This is a genomic window from Streptomyces sp. NPDC005141 (assembly GCF_053599975.1).
The window spans coordinates 13,435-30,771 of the sequence record NZ_JBSFYW010000060.1 but is presented as its reverse complement, the minus strand read 5'-3'; the positions used below and the strand labels follow the sequence as shown (position 1 = coordinate 30,771).

13 protein-coding genes are annotated in these 17,337 nt (G+C 72.0%); 6 read left to right on the top strand and 7 right to left on the bottom strand.

Annotated features, from left to right (window positions below):
- On the bottom strand, positions 1-435 hold the full coding sequence (locus tag ACWD68_RS33525; RefSeq protein WP_451810221.1) for an ArsR/SmtB family transcription factor: 435 nt from the start codon (positions 433-435) through the stop codon (positions 1-3).
- A 183-nt stretch (positions 436-618) separates the two neighbouring features.
- Here ACWD68_RS33525 and ACWD68_RS33520 point away from each other — a divergent pair, with 183 nt between their 5' ends.
- Complete coding sequence (locus ACWD68_RS33520) at positions 619-2,121, top strand: MFS transporter (protein WP_451810220.1); 1,503 nt, start codon at positions 619-621, stop codon at positions 2,119-2,121.
- A 23-nt stretch (positions 2,122-2,144) separates the two neighbouring features.
- Here ACWD68_RS33520 and ACWD68_RS33515 read toward each other — a convergent pair whose 3' ends face one another.
- Positions 2,145-3,722 (bottom strand): phosphatase PAP2 family protein, encoded by a 1,578-nt coding sequence (locus ACWD68_RS33515; protein ID WP_451810219.1) that lies wholly within the window; start codon positions 3,720-3,722, stop codon positions 2,145-2,147.
- 305 nt (positions 3,723-4,027) lie between these two features.
- Positions 4,028-4,462 (bottom strand): protease inhibitor, encoded by a 435-nt coding sequence (locus ACWD68_RS33510; RefSeq protein ID WP_266764374.1) that lies wholly within the window; start codon positions 4,460-4,462, stop codon positions 4,028-4,030.
- Positions 4,463-4,805: 343 nt separating this feature from the next.
- Between ACWD68_RS33510 and ACWD68_RS33505 the strand changes: the two genes are divergently transcribed.
- The 3 genes from ACWD68_RS33505 to ACWD68_RS33495 all read left to right on the top strand — a co-directional run bounded on the left by ACWD68_RS33505 (position 4,806) and on the right by ACWD68_RS33495 (position 6,810).
- Positions 4,806-5,357, top strand: coding sequence for a hypothetical protein (locus ACWD68_RS33505; protein WP_451810218.1), 552 nt, complete (start codon positions 4,806-4,808; stop codon positions 5,355-5,357).
- 85 nt (positions 5,358-5,442) lie between these two features.
- The gene (locus ACWD68_RS33500; protein ID WP_451810217.1) at positions 5,443-6,270 is read left to right on the top strand and encodes an LLM class F420-dependent oxidoreductase; all 828 of its coding nucleotides are present in this window, start codon (positions 5,443-5,445) and stop codon (positions 6,268-6,270) included.
- Between the two features lie 48 nt (positions 6,271-6,318).
- Complete coding sequence (locus ACWD68_RS33495) at positions 6,319-6,810, top strand: TIGR03668 family PPOX class F420-dependent oxidoreductase (RefSeq protein WP_451810216.1); 492 nt, start codon at positions 6,319-6,321, stop codon at positions 6,808-6,810.
- Positions 6,811-7,048: 238 nt separating this feature from the next.
- Here the strand turns inward: ACWD68_RS33495 and ACWD68_RS33490 are convergent, their stop codons facing one another.
- The gene (locus ACWD68_RS33490) at positions 7,049-8,227 is read right to left on the bottom strand and encodes a PucR family transcriptional regulator (RefSeq protein ID WP_451810215.1); all 1,179 of its coding nucleotides are present in this window, start codon (positions 8,225-8,227) and stop codon (positions 7,049-7,051) included.
- 113 nt (positions 8,228-8,340) lie between these two features.
- Here ACWD68_RS33490 and ACWD68_RS33485 point away from each other — a divergent pair, with 113 nt between their 5' ends.
- Complete coding sequence (locus tag ACWD68_RS33485; RefSeq protein WP_451810214.1) at positions 8,341-9,510, top strand: lactate 2-monooxygenase; 1,170 nt, start codon at positions 8,341-8,343, stop codon at positions 9,508-9,510.
- Positions 9,507-10,481 carry a 2-hydroxyacid dehydrogenase gene (locus ACWD68_RS33480; protein ID WP_451810213.1) on the top strand — a complete coding sequence of 325 codons (975 nt, stop codon included), beginning with the start codon at positions 9,507-9,509 and terminating at the stop codon, positions 10,479-10,481. The genes ACWD68_RS33485 and ACWD68_RS33480 overlap by 4 nt, the downstream gene beginning before the upstream one ends.
- A gap of 85 nt (positions 10,482-10,566) precedes the next feature.
- Here ACWD68_RS33480 and ACWD68_RS33475 read toward each other — a convergent pair whose 3' ends face one another.
- The 3 genes from ACWD68_RS33475 to ACWD68_RS33465 form a co-directional block, all read right to left on the bottom strand.
- The gene (locus ACWD68_RS33475; RefSeq protein WP_451810212.1) at positions 10,567-12,552 is read right to left on the bottom strand and encodes an RICIN domain-containing protein; all 1,986 of its coding nucleotides are present in this window, start codon (positions 12,550-12,552) and stop codon (positions 10,567-10,569) included.
- Between the two features lie 769 nt (positions 12,553-13,321).
- The gene (locus ACWD68_RS33470; RefSeq protein WP_451810211.1) at positions 13,322-13,894 is read right to left on the bottom strand and encodes a TIGR03086 family metal-binding protein; all 573 of its coding nucleotides are present in this window, start codon (positions 13,892-13,894) and stop codon (positions 13,322-13,324) included.
- Positions 13,895-14,217: 323 nt separating this feature from the next.
- Entirely contained in the window at positions 14,218-17,313 is a 3,096-nt protein-coding gene (locus tag ACWD68_RS33465) for a glycoside hydrolase family 2 TIM barrel-domain containing protein (protein ID WP_451810210.1), read from the bottom strand.
- Positions 17,314-17,337 lie beyond the last annotated feature (24 nt).

Here is a 17,337-nt window from a genome sequence, read left to right as displayed (position 1 = left end):
TCAGTCCTTCGGTGGGGGTGCCTTCGGCGAGGGAGTCTTCGGTGCGGGTGATTCGCCGTTCGGCTGCCTTCGATCGTGCGGGAACGGCTCTTCGGGGTGGTCCGGCGGCTCGCCCGCCAGGCGGTCCGGATCCTCGTCCAGGCGGCGGCCGAGGGCGTCCAGGCTCTCGTTCCACAGCGTGCGGTACGGGGCGAGCCAGGCGTCGAGTGCGGCGATGGGGGCCGGGTCGAGGGCGTAGACCCGGCGTTGCGCGTCCTGCCGTACCCGGACGAGCCCCGCGTCGCGCAGCACCCGCAGGTGCTTCGAGGTGCCCGGCTGGCTGAGCCCGCACGCCTCGACGATCTCACCGACGGCCCGTGGCCGCTCCAGGAGCAGCGCGACGATGGCCCGCCGGTGGGGGTCGGCGAGGGCGGCCCAGAGGGAGGCGTCGGACATGGTTCCAATATGCCTCTGCAGTTATATGAACGTCAAGGAATGGGTGGGACGCAGCTCACACCCGGCCCGCCTAGCGAAACGTTGCCGTTTCGCTCGACGGGGTCTAACCTCAAAACGTCGATGTGTACGAAACCGTTTCGTTTACGTGCACGCACCGAGCGACTTCCCTGGAGTGCTTCTCCCATGTCCCAGACCTTGACCAAAGGCACCGGAACGGGTGCCGCGGACGTGACGTCCGCACCTTCGTCGAAGCGGCGGTGGTGGATCCTCTCGATCATCGGCATCGCGCAGCTGATGGTGGTCCTCGACGCCACCATCGTGAACATCGCCCTGCCCTCCGCCCAGGCGGACCTCGGCTTCTCCGACGGCAACCGGCAGTGGATCGTCACCGCCTACTCCCTGGCCTTCGCCTCCCTGCTGCTGCTCGGCGGGCGCATCGCCGACCTCTTCGGGCGCAAGCCCGCCTTCCTGGTCGGTGTCGTCGGATTCGCCGGGGCCTCCGTCCTGGGCGGCGCCTCGACCAGCTTCGGGATGCTGGTCACCGCCCGCGCGCTGCAAGGTGTCTTCGGAGCCCTCCTCGCGCCGGCCGCACTCTCCCTGCTGAACACGACGTTCACCGACGCCAAGGAGCGCGCCAAGGCCTTCAGCGTGTACGGCGCGATCGCCGGTGCCGGTGGCGCGGTGGGCCTGCTGCTCGGCGGCGTCCTGACCGACGCGCTCGACTGGCGCTGGACGCTGTTCGTCAACCTCGTCTTCGCGGTCGTCGCCTTCGCCGGCGGCTGGGTGCTGCTGAGCGGTCACCGGGACGCGGCGAACTCCAAGCTCGACCTGCCGGGCACCCTGCTGGTCTCCACCGGTCTCTTCGCCGTGGTCTTCGGCTTCTCCAACGCCGAGACGCACGACTGGAGTTCACCGGCCACCTGGGGCTTCCTCGTCGCGGGCGGAATCCTGCTGAGCGCGTTCACGTGGTGGCAGACGCGGGCCAAGCACCCGCTGCTCCCGATGCGCGTCCTGCTCGACCGCAACCGGGCCGCCTCGTTCCTCGCGGTGCTCATCACCGGCGCGGGCATGTTCGGCGTCTTCCTCTTCCTCACCTACTACCTGCAGCTGAACCTCGGCTTCAGCCCCACCAGGACCGGTGTGGCCTTCCTGCCGATGATGGCGGCCCTGATGGTCATGGCCCAGGTCTCCACCACGATCCTGGTGCCCCGGATCGGTCCCAAGGCCGTCATCCCCGCGGGCTTCGCGGTCGCCGCGCTCGGCATGGCCTGGCTGACCGGTATCGGCATCGGCTCGTCCTTCTCGACCGACGTCCTGCCGCAGCTGCTCCTCATCGGCGCCGGACTCGGCATGGTGATGCCGCCCGCCATGTCGCTGGCCACCAGCGGGATCGCCCCCGAGGACGCGGGCGTCGCCTCCGCGACCGTCAACACCATGCAGCAGGTGGGCGGTTCGATCGGCACCGCGCTGCTGAACACGCTGGCCGCGAGCGCCGCGACCAGCTACCTCGTCGGCAAGGACCCGACGGACAAGCTGGTCCGGGCCCAGTCCACGATCGAGAGCTACACCACCGCCTTCTGGTGGTCGGCCGGCTTCTTCGCCTCCGGAGCGCTCATCGCGCTGGTGCTCTACCGTCGCGGCAAGCCGGTCCAGGACCCGGACGCCGCACCGGTCGTCCACATGTGATCGTGTCCTGACCGATTCACCCATCAGGCCGAGGGGCCGCCGTCCGCAGGGAGACGGCGGCCCCTCACCCGTCGCCGGTAGCGGGCCGTCGCGGCGACCCGGCGCGCCTCCTGGCGCAGTTCGTTCCCCTGCCGGGCGGGCCGGTACACGACCAGGGCCCGGCGCTCCTTCTCCAGCCGCAACCCGGCCGCACCGTGGTGGACTTCGCCGTCGTACGCGAGGGTGTCCGCGCCGGAGATCCCGTCCAGCTCCACCCAGGGAACCCGTTCGGCGCTGTAGACCCGCGAGTGACGCAGGGTCCCGAGGAGCGCGGAGGCGACGACCCGGGTACGCGCGAGCCGGTGGTCGCCGTCGACCAGGCGCAGATCGAGCAGTCCGTCGTCCAGGCGCGGCCGGAAGGAGGGGGCGAAGCCCTCGGGGACGTAGCGCCCGTTGCCCGCGAACAGCAGCCACAGGCGGCGGGGCCGCCCGTTGATGGTCAGCTCGATCGGGCCCGCGGTGTTCAGCACCCGGACCAGAGCGACGGCCGCCGCCGGCCACTTGCCCCACCGCTGCTCCAACTTCTCCCTGAGACGCACGAGTTCGGGGTACAGGCCGATACTGAAGGTGTTCAGGAACGGCATGTCCTGTCCGGAGCCCGAGCGGGCCACGCCGATGTCCACCGTCACCGCCTCGCCCCCGGCGACCGCCACGGAGGTGTCCTCGAAGTCCGGGACGCCCACGTCCAGCGCGAAGTGGTTGAGGGTGCCGCCGGGGAACACGGCCAGCGCCAGCCCTCGTTCGGCCGCCGCGCGGGCGGCGGCGTTGACGCTGCCGTCGCCGCCGCAGACACCCAGCGCTCCACCGGTCTCCGCGGCCCGGTCGGCCGCCGCGCCGAGCCGCTCCGCGAAGTCGTCACCGGGGCCGCGCTCGATCAGCTCGGCCTCGGGCAGCAGGGCGCGCAGCCGCTCGGAGGGCGGCAGCGGTGCCGCGGGCGCACCGGCGCCGGCCCGGCTGTTGACGAAGACGACCAGCCCCTTGCCGAGCGGCAGCGCGGGCGCCCGCGCCGCGGGTCGCTCCCGTTCCGGTACGGCGGCGCGTGGCGGCCACCAGTGGCAGGTGAGGGCGGCCGCGCCCGCGCCGATGGCCACTCCGGCGAGCACGTCTCCCGGGTAGTGGACCCCGACGTACACACGCGAGAAGGCGACGGCGGCCGCCACGGGCGCGACCACCGCGCCGTAACGCGTGGACTCCAGGGCGACCGCGGTGGCGAAGGCCGCGGCGGAGGCGGAGTGCCCGGAGGGGAAGGATGTGGTGTGCGGCTGACGAGCCAGGTGCCGGATCGACGGGACGCCCTCCAGCAGCGGGCGGGGGCGGCGGGCGCTCCACTTCACCAGCGTGTTGACGGTGAACGAGGCCAGCGCCAGGGAGCCGAGGCCGCGCAGCGCCGCCCGTCGCGCCGTGTGCCCGCCGACCAGGCTCATCCCCGCCGCCGTCCCGAGCCACAGGCGTCCGTGGTTGGCCGCGAGGCTGAGCCGCCGCAGCGCCGGATCGGCCGCCGGCACCCGCGCCGCGGCCACCCGTGTGAAGAGCCGCTGGTCCCATTCGCCGAGTGCACCCATGTTCCACGGCTACGCCGTCCCGGCCGTGTCGGCATCCGGGGTGACTCGGAACGGTGAAGCGCCTGGGCCGTGCGGCGCACGGGCGGCAGCGGATCGCCCGCAGGAGGGGCGGTCCACGGGCCGGGACCGTCGTCCTGCGGTACGCACGGACCGGGCGGTACACGCGGAAATGCCGAGGGCCGGCCGACAGCCCCACTCTGTCCGGCCGACCCTCGGTGCGAAATCACATGGCACCTCGCGACGGGGCTCGCGCTCCCCAGCCACGTGCCCCGGTCCATGTCCACAAGGACCACGCGATCCCGGTCTCAGAACGCGAAGACGGTCATCCCGTAGGAGTTCTTCACGCACTCGTTGGCGAAGGTGTGCTCGTACGCGACGCGCTTGCCCTGCCAGACGCCGGCCACCGTGACCACGACAGGGTCGTACTGCCTCGTACAGAAGACGTCGTTTCTGGCCGTCAGCCCGTCGAGGTCACCCTTGATCCCCCGGAGTTCGGCGCAGGCGTCGACCGCGGCCGGGTGGGTCCCGGAGGCGGTCGGGGCGCAGTTGAGGGTGACGGCGCGTTCCGGGGTGGCGACGGCCGCGCTCTGTCCGTGGCCCGTGGTGAGCACCAGGGCAGAGGGGGCGTAGAGCCCGGACGGGGCGAGGCTGGGGGCTGCGTGGGCGGACCCCACCAGGGGGCCGCAGACGGCGGTGGCCGTCAGAGTGAGAGTCGCTGCCCAGCGCGCGGTGTTCGGCATTGTGTGCATCCTTCCGCTCGATCGAATGCGATACCGGCTCGGTCGAGTGCCGGTTCGGCGAGCGCGAGTCTGCCGAGTCCGCACAGGAAACACACATCGACCCCACGTGTTTCAGTAACTTTGAGTATTGAATCAGTGGCGTGAAGTTACAGAATTCGAACGCCTGAAGCCCGGAACTGAGCGGTTGTTGATCGTCACTGACGGCCACCTGGCCGGATTGACATGCCTCAGCAATAGGCCTGAAACATTCCGCTTCAACCCGCATGGCGCCTTGCCTTCCGCTTACGGCGGACTTCCCCCCGCACCCCTTGCACATCCTCCGCAATGGAGTAATCGTCATTACATGATTACAACGGAGCAACGCGAGAAGCTGCGCGGCTGGTTCGCCGGCCGCCTGCCCGACGATCTCTTCGAGAGCCTGGCGGAGGTGACGGTGGACCGTGAGGAGATCACCGTCGTCGGCCGCATCCCCGAGCCGAGGCTCACCGAAGGCGCCTCGGACGCCGAGAAGGAGGCCGCCCTCCGGTCCCGTATCCAGGAATTCCGCGAGCGCACCCGCGAGGACCGCGTCGCGGTCGCCCGCGAGGCCGAGCACCGCTTCGGCAAGAAGGTCTCCTGGGGTGTGGAGTGCGGCACCGAGCGCGCCCTGTTCACGCACGTCGCCGCGCCGGTCATGACCCGGCTGCGCCAGCCCGAACGCGAGGTCCTCGACACCCTCATCGCCGCCGGGGTCGCCCGCAGCCGCAGTGACGCCCTGGCGTGGTGCGTCCGGCTGGTGCAGCGGCACACCGACGACTGGCTCGCCGAGCTGCGCGATTCGCTGGAGCAGGTGCAGCGGGTCCGCTCGCAGGGCCCGGACGCCGAACCGCAGGACGCCCCCGGCGACGAGGAGTGACCCCGCCGGAACGGCCATGACCGCACCGCTTCGGAGGTACCGCGCCACACTGGCAGCAGGTGCCGACGAGACGAGGTGGTCACGGATGAAGTTCGGGGTGTCGACGTTCGTCACGGATGAGGGCATCGGTCCCACGGCGCTGGGACCGGCCCTGGAGGAGCGCGGGTTCGACGCGCTGCTGATCGCCGAGCACACGCATATTCCGGTCAGCCGGGAGACGCCGTACCCACCCGGCGGCGAGCTGCCGCGCATGTACTACCGCACGCTCGATCCGTTCGTGGCGCTCGGCGCCGCCGCGGCCGTGACCAGCGAACTGCTGCTGGGCACCGGGATCGCCCTGGTGGTCCAGCGTGACCCGATCATCACCGCGAAGGAGGTCGCCACCCTCGATCTGATCTCCGGCGGCCGTGCCGTGTTTGGAGTGGGCGCCGGCTGGAACCGGGAGGAGATGCGCAACCACGGAACGGACCCGGCCCGCCGCGGCCGCCTGATGGACGAGCGGATCCGCGCGATCATCGAGCTGTGGACGAAGGAGGAGGCCGAGTTCCACGGCGACTTCGTCGACTTCGACCCGGTCCACCTGCGGCCGAAGCCCCTCCAGCGACCACACCCGCCGATCTGGGTCGGGGGCGACGGCGAGCGAGCCTTCGGCCGGGTCGCCGAGTACGGGGCGGCCTGGATGCCGAGCGGCGTACCGCCCGAGGAACTGGGCGCACGCATCGGCCACTTGAGGAAGACGGCGGGTGACCGGCCGGCCGTGGTGGTGTACGCGGCCCGGCACGACCGGGAGTCCCTCGACCGCTACGCGGAGCTCGGCGTCGAGCGCGTCCTGCTCTACCTTCCGACCCGGCCCGAGGACCAGACTCTGCGCGAGCTCGACGAGTTGGCCGAGGCCGTGTCCACCCACCGCTGACGGCCGCACAGGACCGCCGCCGGGGAATCGGAGCCGATCGTGCCCGACATGGACGAGGACGAGGCGCGCCGCCGCTTCCTGGCGGCGCGGGTGGCACGCCTGGCTACCGTGGACGCCGAGGGCCGCCCGCATCTGGTGCCGCTCGTGTTCGCGCAGTGCGGCGACGGGCTCGTCACCGCCGTCGACCACAAGCCCAAACGGTCACCGGTGCTGCGGCGGCTGCGCAACATCGCCGCCCGTCCGGCCGTCTGTCTGCTCGTGGACGCCTACGACGAGGACTGGGAGCGACTGTGGTGGGTGCGGGCGGACGGCGACGCGCGCGTCATCCCGTCGCCCGGCGGTCCCGGTCCCGGCGGTCCCGGTCCCGGTGAACCGGGGCTCGGGGCGCCGTGGTCCGGCGAGGTCGTCCACGCGTACGCCGCGGCGGTCGACGCGCTGCGCGACAAGTACCCGCAGTACCGGAACCGGCCACCGGACGGCCCGGTGACGGTGATCGCCGTCCACCGCTGGCGGGGCTGGCGGGCCACGCGGGACCCCTGAGCGACGGCCGCGCACCGAGGGAGTTCGCCCCCTCCGCCCCTACCCGTCCCGTACCTGGGGCTCCGCCCCGGACCCCGCTCCTCAAACGCCGGAGGGGCTGAAACTTTCGCGTCCGGCGCTGGAACGTCTCAGCCCGGCCCGCGATCGAGGACGAGGCCCTCCAGGCCGAAGCGGGGCCCGCGGCGGCAGCCCCCGGGGACGTAGGGGCGGAGGGGGCGAAACCGGCCATGGCCGCGGCTCAGTCGCGGATCGTTCGGGCGATGTCCAGGGTGAGCCGCTGCCAGGGGTCGCGCGGGTCGCGGCCGGTCAGCTCGTGGACGCGCCGCAGGCGATAGCGCAGGGACTGCGGATGAAGGTGCAGCGTCCGCGCGGCGGCGTTCGCCGAGCCCGAGTCGATGTACGCCGTGAGCGCCTCCAGCAGATGACGCTGAGCGGTGTCGGTGAGCGGCCCGAGCACCAGCCGGGCGATGTGGTCCGACACCGCGGCAGGGCGCCCGGCGAGCAGGGCGAGGACCTGCGCGTCGGCGTCCGTGAGGACACGCCCGGACCGGTGGGCGTGGGCCGGCGCGGTGTCGAGGGCGTCTGCGGCGAGCCGGTGCGCGACGGCGACCCGGTCCAGGCTCTCGCCCGTGATGACGCACCCGCGCCAGGACCGTTCGGCCAGGACCGCGCCCACCCGCGCGGACGCCGCGAGCGGCAGCAGCAGGACGGCCCTGGACCCTCGTACCGTCGCCAGGGGCGCCGCCTCTCCCCCGGGACCGGCCAGCGTGTCGAGCAGGTCCGTCGCCGTTTCGTGCGCCAGGTCGGGCCGATCCGCGCCGATCGGTTCCGCCGCCAGCAGGCAGAAGGGGTCCGGAAGCTGGATGCCCAGCCGGGCGGAGCGGTCGGTCAGCGCGCCCACCGAGGCGTGCCGCCCGGCGATCAGGTCGTCGAGCAGCAGCCGCAGCGCCCGGGTCCGGTCACCGGCCAGGTCCTCGCTGGTGGCGGCGTAGGCGGTGGCCATCTCCTCGGAGAGGGTGTCGAGCGTGGCGAGCAGCATGCGGGCTAGTGCGAAGGCGTCGGCGGCGGCGAGCCGGGGCGCGCGGGCGGCGACCTCGTCCGTGAGGACGGTGCCCGCGACCCGGTAGGCGCGCAGCACCGCCTGCACCGGGCGGCCGTCCGCCGCGCGGGCCGACGCGATGCCCCGGAAGCGCCGCAGATCGGCCGGCCCCAGCGTGCCGTCGGTGGCCCAGAGGTGGAGCAGCCGCTCAAGACCCCAGGCCGCGATCGCCCTCACCTCGGGGAGCCGGCTGTCGTCGAGCGCCGCGTACACCGGGACCTGTTCGTGGACCGCCGCGACGATCGCCTCCACGACGCGCGGGTCGGCGACCATTTCCTGCCGGACGCGTTCCCGGACCTCGGACGGCTTGTTTGTCACAGGGTGATGATCCCAGCCGCACGTTGTGCGCACCACGGTGGACGGGACTTGTCACAGTCGCCAGGATCGTCGTCGTACAGCGCGGTCTCAGGGACGAGAGGCGGGACGTACGGATGGCGAAGCACTGGGCCGACTTCCAGTACGAGATCTATCTGAACGGAATGACGGGCGCCGTACCGCGGCTGCCCACCGATCTGACACGGCTGGAGGAGCTCACCGAGCAGCGGCTCGGCCCCGGTCCGGTCGGCTATGTGGCGGGCAGCGCGGGCAACGGCAGCACGGCGCGCGCCAACCGGGCGGCGCTGGACCGGCGCAGGATCGTGCCGCGCATGCTGCGCGACGTCCATGAACGCGACCTGTCCGTGGAGGTGTTGGGGCGCCCGCTGCCCGCGCCGCTCGCGCTCGCCCCGATCGGCGTGCTGTCGATCATGCATCCGGACGCGGAGTGCGCCGCGGCACGGGCCGCCGCCGCGCAGGGCATCCCCTACATCCTCTCCTCCGCCTCCAGCACCCCCATGGAGCAGGTCGCCGAGGCCATGGGCGACGCCGAGCGCTGGTTCCAGCTGTACTGGGCGAAGGACCGTGAGGTCACCCGGAGCTTCCTCGACCGGGCGAAGGCGGCCGGGTTCACCGCGCTGCTCGTCACGCTCGACACGCCTCTGCTGGCCTGGCGCCCGCGCGACCTCGACCAGGCGTACCTGCCGTTCCTGCACGGTGTGGGCACCGCCAACTACTTCTCGGATCCGGCGTTCCGGGCCGGTCTGGCCAAACCGGTGCACGAGGACCCGAACGCCGCCGTGATGCACTTCGTGGGCATGTTCGCGGACCCCGGCAAGACCTGGCCGGACCTGGCCTTCCTGCGCGAGAACTGGGACGGGCCGATCGTCCTGAAGGGCATCCTGCACCCGGACGACGCCCGGCACGCCGCCGACGCCGGGATGGACGGCGTGGTGGTCTCCAACCACGGCGGCCGGCAGGTGGCGGGGTCGGTCGCCGCCGCCGACGCGCTGCCGCGCGTCGCGGAGGCGGTGGGCGACCGGCTCACCGTCCTCTTCGACAGCGGGATCCGCACCGGCGACGACATCTTCAAGGCACTCGCGCTCGGCGCGCGGGCGGTCCTCGTCGGACGTCCCTACGCCTACGGGCTCGGCCTCGACGGGCAGGCGGGCGTCGAACACGTCGTCCGCTGTCTGCTCGCCGAGTTCGACCTCACCCTCGCCCTGTCCGGGCACGCCCGCCCGGCCACCGTCGGCCCCGACGACCTCATCGAGGAGACCGCATGACCGTCACGAAGAACGTGCTGGCCATCGTCTCTCCGCATGTGGGCGGCCGTACGGCGGGAGCCGCGCTCGCCACACTCTTCCCCGGGCAGGTCCGCGTCACCGTCGTGGAGACGACGGACGAGGACCCCGCGGCGCTGCGCGAGGCCCACGTCCTCATCACGGGCCTCGGCCCGGTGACCGCCGAACACATCGCCGCCGCACCGGACCTGGAGCTGATCCAGTGCGCGAGTCACGGCTTCGACTACGTCGATCTGGACGCGGCGCGCGACCGGGGCGTACCCGTGTGCAACATCGGTTCCAGCGGCGCCGAGAAGCAGAACGTGGCCGAGCAGACCTTCGCCCTCATGCTCGCCCTGGCCAAGCAACTGGTGCCCGCCCACACCGCGTTGACCGAAGCCGACTGGGCGCTGCCCCGGCTGCAGCAGTCCATCACCGAACTGTCCGGCAAGACGCTCGGCATCGTGGGGCTCGGCCATATCGGCGAGGAGGTCGCCCGTCGCGCGGTCGCGTTCGACATGAGCATCGTGTACGCCGGGCCCAAGCCCGTGTCCGCCGAGACGGAGGCCCGGCTCGGCGCCCGCCATGTCGAACTCGACGAACTGCTGCGCACGTCCGACTACATCAGCCTGCACGCCCCGCTCACCGAGGCGACACGGCACCTGCTGAACGCCGAACGGCTCGCGCTCCTCAAGCCGACCGCGTTCGTCGTCAACACCGCGCGGGGCGCCCTGATCGACCAGGACGCCCTCGCGGACGCGCTGCACGCGGGCACCCTGGCCGGAGCGGGCCTCGACGTCTTCGACCCCGAACCGCCCACTCCGGCCCTGCGGTTGCTCAAGGCACCGAACGTGGTGCTCTCGCCGCACGTCGCCGGTGTCACCCGCGAGACGCTGGTACGGATCGCGCTCGCCGCCGTGCAGAACGCCGCGGACTTCGTGGCGGGCGAGCCACCGCGGGACGTCGTCTCGTAGCCGCACGCTCGTCGTGGCATCACGCTCGTCGTGGCATCACGCTCGTCGTGGCATCACGGCCCCGTGGCGTGGACGCCCCGTAGTGCTACGAGCCGATTCCGCCGATGATCTCGCCTATACCGGCGACTTCGACGGCTTCGGAGAGGCCGACGACATCGGGGAGAGGCAGCGACAGGACGGGCCGGGGGCCGGGCTCGGCGCGGTGGCCGTCGGCGACGGTCACCGCCCTGGGCTGTCCCCGATAGGTCCCCGCCGACGTGGCCCCCGGGTCCGCCGATACGCCTGCCCGCGGTTCCTCCACGGGCCCGCTCGGCGAGACAGGTGTGCCGTCGGCGGACGAGGGTTCGCCCGTGGGCCGGGGCGAGCTGGTCGACGTGCCCGCGATCGACAGCGAATCGGGGCCGGTCGACGAACCGTCGGTCCGCCACCGCTGCTTGTCGGAGCCGTCACGGACCTTGACCACGACATCGGTGTCAGGGTCCGTGGACGCGGGCGTCACGGCCAGTCCCTCGTCCCGGCGGAGCAACAGCTCGCCCTGCGCGGTGAGGTCGTAGCGCATGTCCTTGCCCCGCTTCGCGTCCTCGGCCACGCAGCCGCTGAGGAAGAGGACACCGTTGTCGGCGCCCGATTCGAGGCACAGTCCGGGATCGGCGACGCTGCGCAGCAGCCCGTCGCTCTCGTACGACCACTGCTGGGTCCAGGCGGACGAGCACACCGCCAGCCTGGTCCCGGAGCCCTCCCCCAGGTGCGCGCCCCGGATGTCGAGACACAGGTCGGCGTCCAGATTGCGCAGCCGCGTCCGTCCGGCGTTCGCGGGGAGTGCGGCCGAGGTGGGCGGCGCGGACACGGCGGGCGGGGTCGGCGAACCGGAACCAGGGGCGGGCGGCAACGTCTGGTTGCTGCTCGCGCCGGTGGTGGTCGCGGGGTCGGCGCCGCCCTCCTCGTTCGGCCACAGGCTGACCGCGAGCACGGTCGCCAGCAGGACGGCCGACAGACCGGCTCCGGTGACCAGCGCCTGCTGGGGCCGGTCACCGGACGTGGCGGCGCGGCGTCCCGTCGAGGAGAGCTGGGTCAGCAGCCGGTGGCGTCCGCCCGTCCCGGGGCGCCCGGCGCTCGCGGTGCGTCCGCTCTCTCCGGCGAGGGCGGACGCTCCGGAGCGTGCGCTCTTGGCGGGGCGTCCACCGCCTCGCTGCCGTCTGCCGCCGAAGGGGGAGACGCTCCGGTGGCGTAGCGCTTGCCCCGCGCGGCCTGGGCGGGAGTCGAGATAGCGCCGGGCGCCCCAGCCGAGCACGGACTCGGCGATCAGAACCCCCAACTCGCCCTCGAAATGGCTGAGTTGCTCGGCAGCGTGCCGACAGTAGGAGCACACCGCCAGGTGCTGCTGGACATCCGGCAGCAAGGCGCCGCCGCGGCGAATCGGTACGTCGAGAAGCCGGTTGTAGAAACCGCATTCCCGACTGGGGGCGAGTTCCCGGTGGGCGCGAACACAGCCCTCGCGGAATTGTTCGCGGGCCTGCTCCCAGGCCCCGGCGGCGATGTCGGAGTCGATGCCCGAAAGGGCGGCGGGGACGGATAGGGACTCGGCCTCCACCTCGGTGTGCCACAGCAGACAGCGGGCGAGTCCGGGAAGAGCGAGGAAAGCGCGCTCGGCTACCTTGCGGTTTTCGGCCGTCATGGACTTCGCCGCACGCAGACCGCGGCCCCCCGCGGGTTTCCTCAAGTCCGGCAGGACGTCGGATATCCGATCGTCCGCCGACCAGTTCTTGACCGTGTCCCTCACGCTCACGAGCAGGTCGGGCCGCAGCGCGAGTGCCGGCTCGCCTTCCGCGAGACGGCCGAGCACATGATGGAAGGAGGCCTCGGTGACCATCGAGGCGACACGCGTCGATGTGGCGAGGCAGATCACCGCGTAGTCGTACGACGGCTGCCAGTGCCGGGCCGTCAACAGGGCGACGGGACGGGTGGTGTCGTCCCCCGCCCGGCCTCTCAGCAGCGCGGCGAGGTCCTCGTCGGACTCGCCCGGAACGCCACTGGGCGGATGAGCGGGAAGCGGTGGGTGGGGGGTGCGCACGGGAGCGGGTTCCTTCCGAGGTGCAAGGTGGCACACAAAAGGTGCTTGCCCGTCGAAAAAGGAGTCCTGATTGGTGTGGACCTTTTTGACGGAGCGCCGGGAAAACGGCCGGGGGACGAAGGCCGTGCGGCGACCGTCGGTCAGGAGCTTTTTGAGCCCGTCGACAGCCGGGAATGGCGAACAGCGATTCAGACCCGGCCATTGACCAAGCGCAGGAGGCTCACCCTCGCACAACACTCTCATGACCAACAAGGCGCCTGGGCAAGATCGACTTATTGAAAGAATGTCAAAAGCGGGGCGGCAACTCAGCGGGCTCGCACCGGCTTTCGATATTTCATGCGCCCCGTGTGAACCGTGCGCACGCGCCGGGCTCTCTCGCACGCTCCCGGCGCACAGATCTCCGTAGTCCACTGGGACCGGCCCTTCTCGGGGGCCCCGCGCGGGACGGCGGCTCTCCCGCGCGAAACCGGCCGCCGACCCCGTTCCTCCCGCCCTCGGTCGGCGGCCCCGAGGGGGCTCGGTGTCCGGCGCACGAGCCCGCGCCCGCGGGCACCCGGCCCAGATCCGCCAGGCCCAGATCCGCCAGGCCCGCAGCCGGTCGGCCGCGCCGTGGACATCCAGGTCGGCGCCCTTGCGTCCCGGTACCCGTACCGTCCGTACCGGAGCCTGCGAGAGCTGCCCAGTCGGCGGAACCGCGTGGCGAGGTGCGCGCCACGCGGTTCGCGGTCCCGGGCGGGGGCCCGGGTGGACCGCGGGTCCGGGCCTGTGCTCAGACGGTCTTCCTGCCGGTCAGGGCGAGCAGCCGCTCCAGGGGCGTGGCGTCGGGGGCGGGCTCGACCTCAGGACCGAAGGCCCCGTCGGCGCGGGCACTCTCGGCGATCTGTCCGGCTACGGCCGTGGCGGTGGCGATCACGTCGTCGTCCGCCGTGAACGGCTGACCGGTGGCGGTGGCCAGGTCCCAGCCGTGCACGGTCAGCTCCATGATGGTGATCATCCCGGCGACCGGCGCGGGGCGGACGCTTCCGGCGAAGGGTGTCTCCCCCTCCCAGGCGCCCGGCTCGGACCAGGCGGCGGCGAGCTTGTCGACGAGCGGCGGGAAGACCACCCAGGGGGCTTCGGTCAGGGCCGTCGGGGCGTCCGCCGCCGGCGCCTCCTTCGCTGCCGCGCGGGCACCGGTGACCAGCACGCCGAGCAGATGCTCACTGAGCCGGTGTACGTCGAAGTCGGCGCAGGGGGTGGGGAGTTCACGCTTGCCGCTGAGGGCTGACCGCTGTGTGTGGTCCCGCAGGCCGCGCGCCGCGCGGGCGACCTGGCCGGCGAGTTCCACGGAATCGGCGTTCATGACGTTTCTCCTGTTCGAAGGGCGTGACCCGTCGACGCGGTGGACGGGTCACCAGGTACAGACCCGGCTCGCCCGGAAAAGGAACCGGACCCACCAACCCCGTCTTCTCGCGCCTCCCACGGGGCCGCTTCCGACCCGACCCGGCGGCGTGCGCAACCCTTCGGCCGTCCGCTGTCGCATCCGGGCCCGCTCCTCCCCTCGCGGTGGTGAGCGCATCAAGGGAGGCGAGCCATGTCCGGCAGCCCCGGAGCGGTCGCCGACGGCCCGACGCGGGTCTTCGTCGAGCACCGCGAGCTGAGCGGCGGGCCCTCATCCCAGGCCCCTCAGACGACCGGGACCTCCAGGCGGCTGATGCGCAGGCCGCCGTCGGCCCCGCCCGGGTGCCCGCTCGCCATGACGAGGCGCAGCCGTGAGCCGCGTACCGCGTCGAAGGTGATCACGGTCGGCGCGTCCGACGCCGTGGCCCAGTCGACGGCGGCCCCCCGCACCGGCGCGTACCGCTTCCCGTCCCACACCGACACCTCGACCGAGGCCGGGCGGGTGTGAGTCGCGTCGACGGTGAAGGAGACCTCGACACGGTCGACGCGGCGGGGGCGCGCCCAGGTGACCGACACCCAGTCCTCGGGGCGGGCTCCGCCGAAGGCGGGCAGCAGCGCGGTCGCCGACTTGTAGAAGGCGTTGGACCATCCGGTGGCCGCCTCGCCGTCCAGCATCGCGGTCGGCAGGGTGTCCGGGCGGCCCGAGTAACCGGCGTCCGCGTAGGGGTAGTTCGGGGCCGCTGGGTGGTCGGGCCCGAACGGCGTCACCGGGGTGCTCGCCCCCGGTCCTGCCGGGGTGGCGCGCACGGTCGTGGAGCCCGCCCGCAGCCCCTTCGCCCGCGCGGTCACCTTCAGAGCGCCCGCCTTCGTCCCGGACCGGACGATGGCGAGCGCCTTGCCGTGGAAGGCGGTCCGGGTGCTCGCCTGATAGCGCTCTGCGCTCTCCTGGCGGCCGTTGTCGAGGCCGGCGAGCGATCCCCCGTCGACGTCGAAGGCGATGGGGTGTTCCGCGTCGGGCACGACGACACCGTGGGCGTCGACCACTTCGGCGGTCACGAACACCAGTGAACGGCCGTCGGCCGCGAGCGAGGTGCGGTCCGGCGTCAGGCGTATCGCGTGGGCGGCCCCGGCCGTGCGCAGGACGTCCGTCGCGACCGCCCTGCCGCCGCGCCGCGCCACCGCTTTCAACTCCCCTGGCGCAAAGGGGACCTTCCAGGTGAGATGCAGTTTGCCCGCGCTGTCGTTCGGGCTCGTGTAACTCCCGGGGTACGGGCCGCCGGTGAAGGTCTTGTCGTCGCCGGTCGCTTCCGTGGTCTCCAGGTACGTACGCCCGTCGATGGTCTTCTTGGTGTCGAACGTCCGCGTGCCGAGGGACTTCCCGTCGAGGAACAGCTCGACGGTGTCGACGTTCGCGTAGGCCCAGACCTCGACGGTGTCCCCCACCGTGTGATTCCAGCTCATGGGCAGCAGATGGACCATGGGCTCGCTCGTCCACTGGCTCTTGAACAGGTGGTACAAGTCCTTCGGGAAACCGGCCGTGTCGACCGCTCCGAAGAAGGATGCCTTCACCGGAAAGACGTCGTACGGCGTGGGTTCGCCTATGTAGTCGATGCCGGACCACAGGAACTGGCCCGCGAACCAGGCGCGGTCGCGGTCCTTCTTGTGTCCGTACTCGCCGCTCATCGTCCAGGAGGCGAGGTTGTTGTCGTAGGAGGAGACCGCGCGCCTGCCCGGGGTGTGGTTCTCCCCGGTGTTGAGGTGTTCCGGCTCCTGGTACGCGGAGCGGGTCGAGGTCTCGGAGGACGACTCGGACTCGAAGAGGAACAGCCGGGGGTAGGCGGCGTGCAGGGCGTCCACCGACTTGGCGGTGTTGTAGTTCAGGCCGAGGCCGTCGAGCCTGGCGAGCATGAGGTCGGCCGCGGAGCCCTTCGCGGGAAGGCGGCGGTATTTGTCCGAGCCGATGACGAGCGGGCGGGTGTCGTCCGCGGCCCTGATGGCGCCGATGATCCGGTCGGCCATGGCGAGACCGGCGGTGGAGGTGGAGTCGGGCACCTCGTTGCCGATGGACCAGAGCACCACGGCCGGCGAGTTGCGGGCCGCGAGGACCATCTCGGTGGCGTCCTTCTCGCCCCACTCGTCGAAGAAGCGGCCGTAGTCGTAGGTCGTCTTGCCGGTCCGCCAGCAGTCGAAGGCCTCCACCATCATCACGATGCCCAGTTCCTCGCAGACCTGGACGATCTGCGGCGAGGGCGGGTTGTGGGAGGTGCGGAAGGCGTTGACGCCCATCGACTTCATGATGGTCAGCTGGCGGCGTACTGCGTCGATGCTGACCGCCGCGCCGAGCGCGCCCTGGTCGTGGTGCAGGTCGACGCCCTTGATCTTGGCGTGGACGCCGTTGAGGTGGAAGCCCTCGTCCGGGTCGAAGCGGAACGTGCGGATGCCGAACGGCGTGCGGAAGGTGTCGACGACGGTGCCCCCGACGCGCAGTTCGGTCTCCAGCGTGTAGCGGTGCTCCGGGGTCGCGAAGTCCCACAGCTTCGGCTTGTCGACGGTGAGTTCGTGGGTCTCCTCGATCCGGTCGCCGACCGTGACCGTGCCGCTCGTTCGGGCGGCGGTCCGGCCGTCGGGGCCGATGACGGTCGAGATCACCCGCACGTCGGCCGGGGCACCGGACTCGTTGACGACGGTCGTCCGGGCCCGGACGACCGCCCGGTCCCCACCGACCTCCGGTGTCGTGACACATGTCCCCCAGCGCGCGACATGGATCGCCTCCGTCACGACCAGCCGGGCCTCGCGGTAGATGCCGCTGCCCGAGTACCAGCGGCTGCTGGGGAGTTGGTTGCGGACCTGGACCGCGATGACGTTCGCGGTGCTGCCGTCCGTGTGCAGCGAGCCGGTCAGATCGAAGGCGAAGCCGGTGTATCCGTACGGGTGGCGGCCGGCCTCCTCGCCGTTGCAGTACACGGAGGCGTCCATGTACACACCGTCGAACTCCACGGAGATCCGCTTGCCGGCGAAGGCGGGCGGCAGGGTGAAGGAGGTGCGGTACCAGCCGAGGCCGCCGGGGAAGAACCCGGTGCCGCTCGTGGTGCCGTGCTCCGTGGTGGGGGTCTGCTCGATGCTCCAGTCGTGCGGTACCGCCACGGCCCGCCACGCCGAGTCGTCGTAGCCGGGCCGCTCGGCCCCTGTGTAGGTGCCGGTCGGGTCGGTGATGCCGCCCGCGTCGACCAGCGCGAAACGCCAGCCGTCGCGCAGCGGGAGTGTGCGGCGTCCCGCGGCGTGCTCGGGGGACACCGGCCGGGCTTCGGCGACGCCGGAGAGCGTGCCGACGGCGGGTACGGCCGTTCCTGCGATCAATACCGATCTGCGCGTGACCGTCACGGCGTCTCCCTCACCAGTTCCCAT

What these genes read in the sequence shown, in the direction of transcription:
- ACWD68_RS33470 (WP_451810211.1), bottom strand. Translation starts at nt 13,894, where the DNA reads ATGAACGCCGATTCCGTGGAACTCGCCGGCCAGGTCGCCCGCGCGGCG.
- ACWD68_RS33505 (WP_451810218.1), top strand. Translation starts at nt 4,806, where the DNA reads ATGATTACAACGGAGCAACGCGAGAAGCTGCGCGGCTGGTTCGCCGGC.
- ACWD68_RS33520 (WP_451810220.1), top strand. Translation starts at nt 619, where the DNA reads ATGTCCCAGACCTTGACCAAAGGCACCGGAACGGGTGCCGCGGACGTG.
- ACWD68_RS33515 (WP_451810219.1), bottom strand. Translation starts at nt 3,722, where the DNA reads ATGGGTGCACTCGGCGAATGGGACCAGCGGCTCTTCACACGGGTGGCC.
- ACWD68_RS33510 (WP_266764374.1), bottom strand. Translation starts at nt 4,462, where the DNA reads ATGCCGAACACCGCGCGCTGGGCAGCGACTCTCACTCTGACGGCCACC.
- ACWD68_RS33485 (WP_451810214.1), top strand. Translation starts at nt 8,341, where the DNA reads ATGGCGAAGCACTGGGCCGACTTCCAGTACGAGATCTATCTGAACGGA.
- ACWD68_RS33495 (WP_451810216.1), top strand. Translation starts at nt 6,319, where the DNA reads ATGGACGAGGACGAGGCGCGCCGCCGCTTCCTGGCGGCGCGGGTGGCA.
- ACWD68_RS33480 (WP_451810213.1), top strand. Translation starts at nt 9,507, where the DNA reads ATGACCGTCACGAAGAACGTGCTGGCCATCGTCTCTCCGCATGTGGGC.
- ACWD68_RS33500 (WP_451810217.1), top strand. Translation starts at nt 5,443, where the DNA reads ATGAAGTTCGGGGTGTCGACGTTCGTCACGGATGAGGGCATCGGTCCC.
- ACWD68_RS33525 (WP_451810221.1), bottom strand. Translation starts at nt 435, where the DNA reads ATGTCCGACGCCTCCCTCTGGGCCGCCCTCGCCGACCCCCACCGGCGG.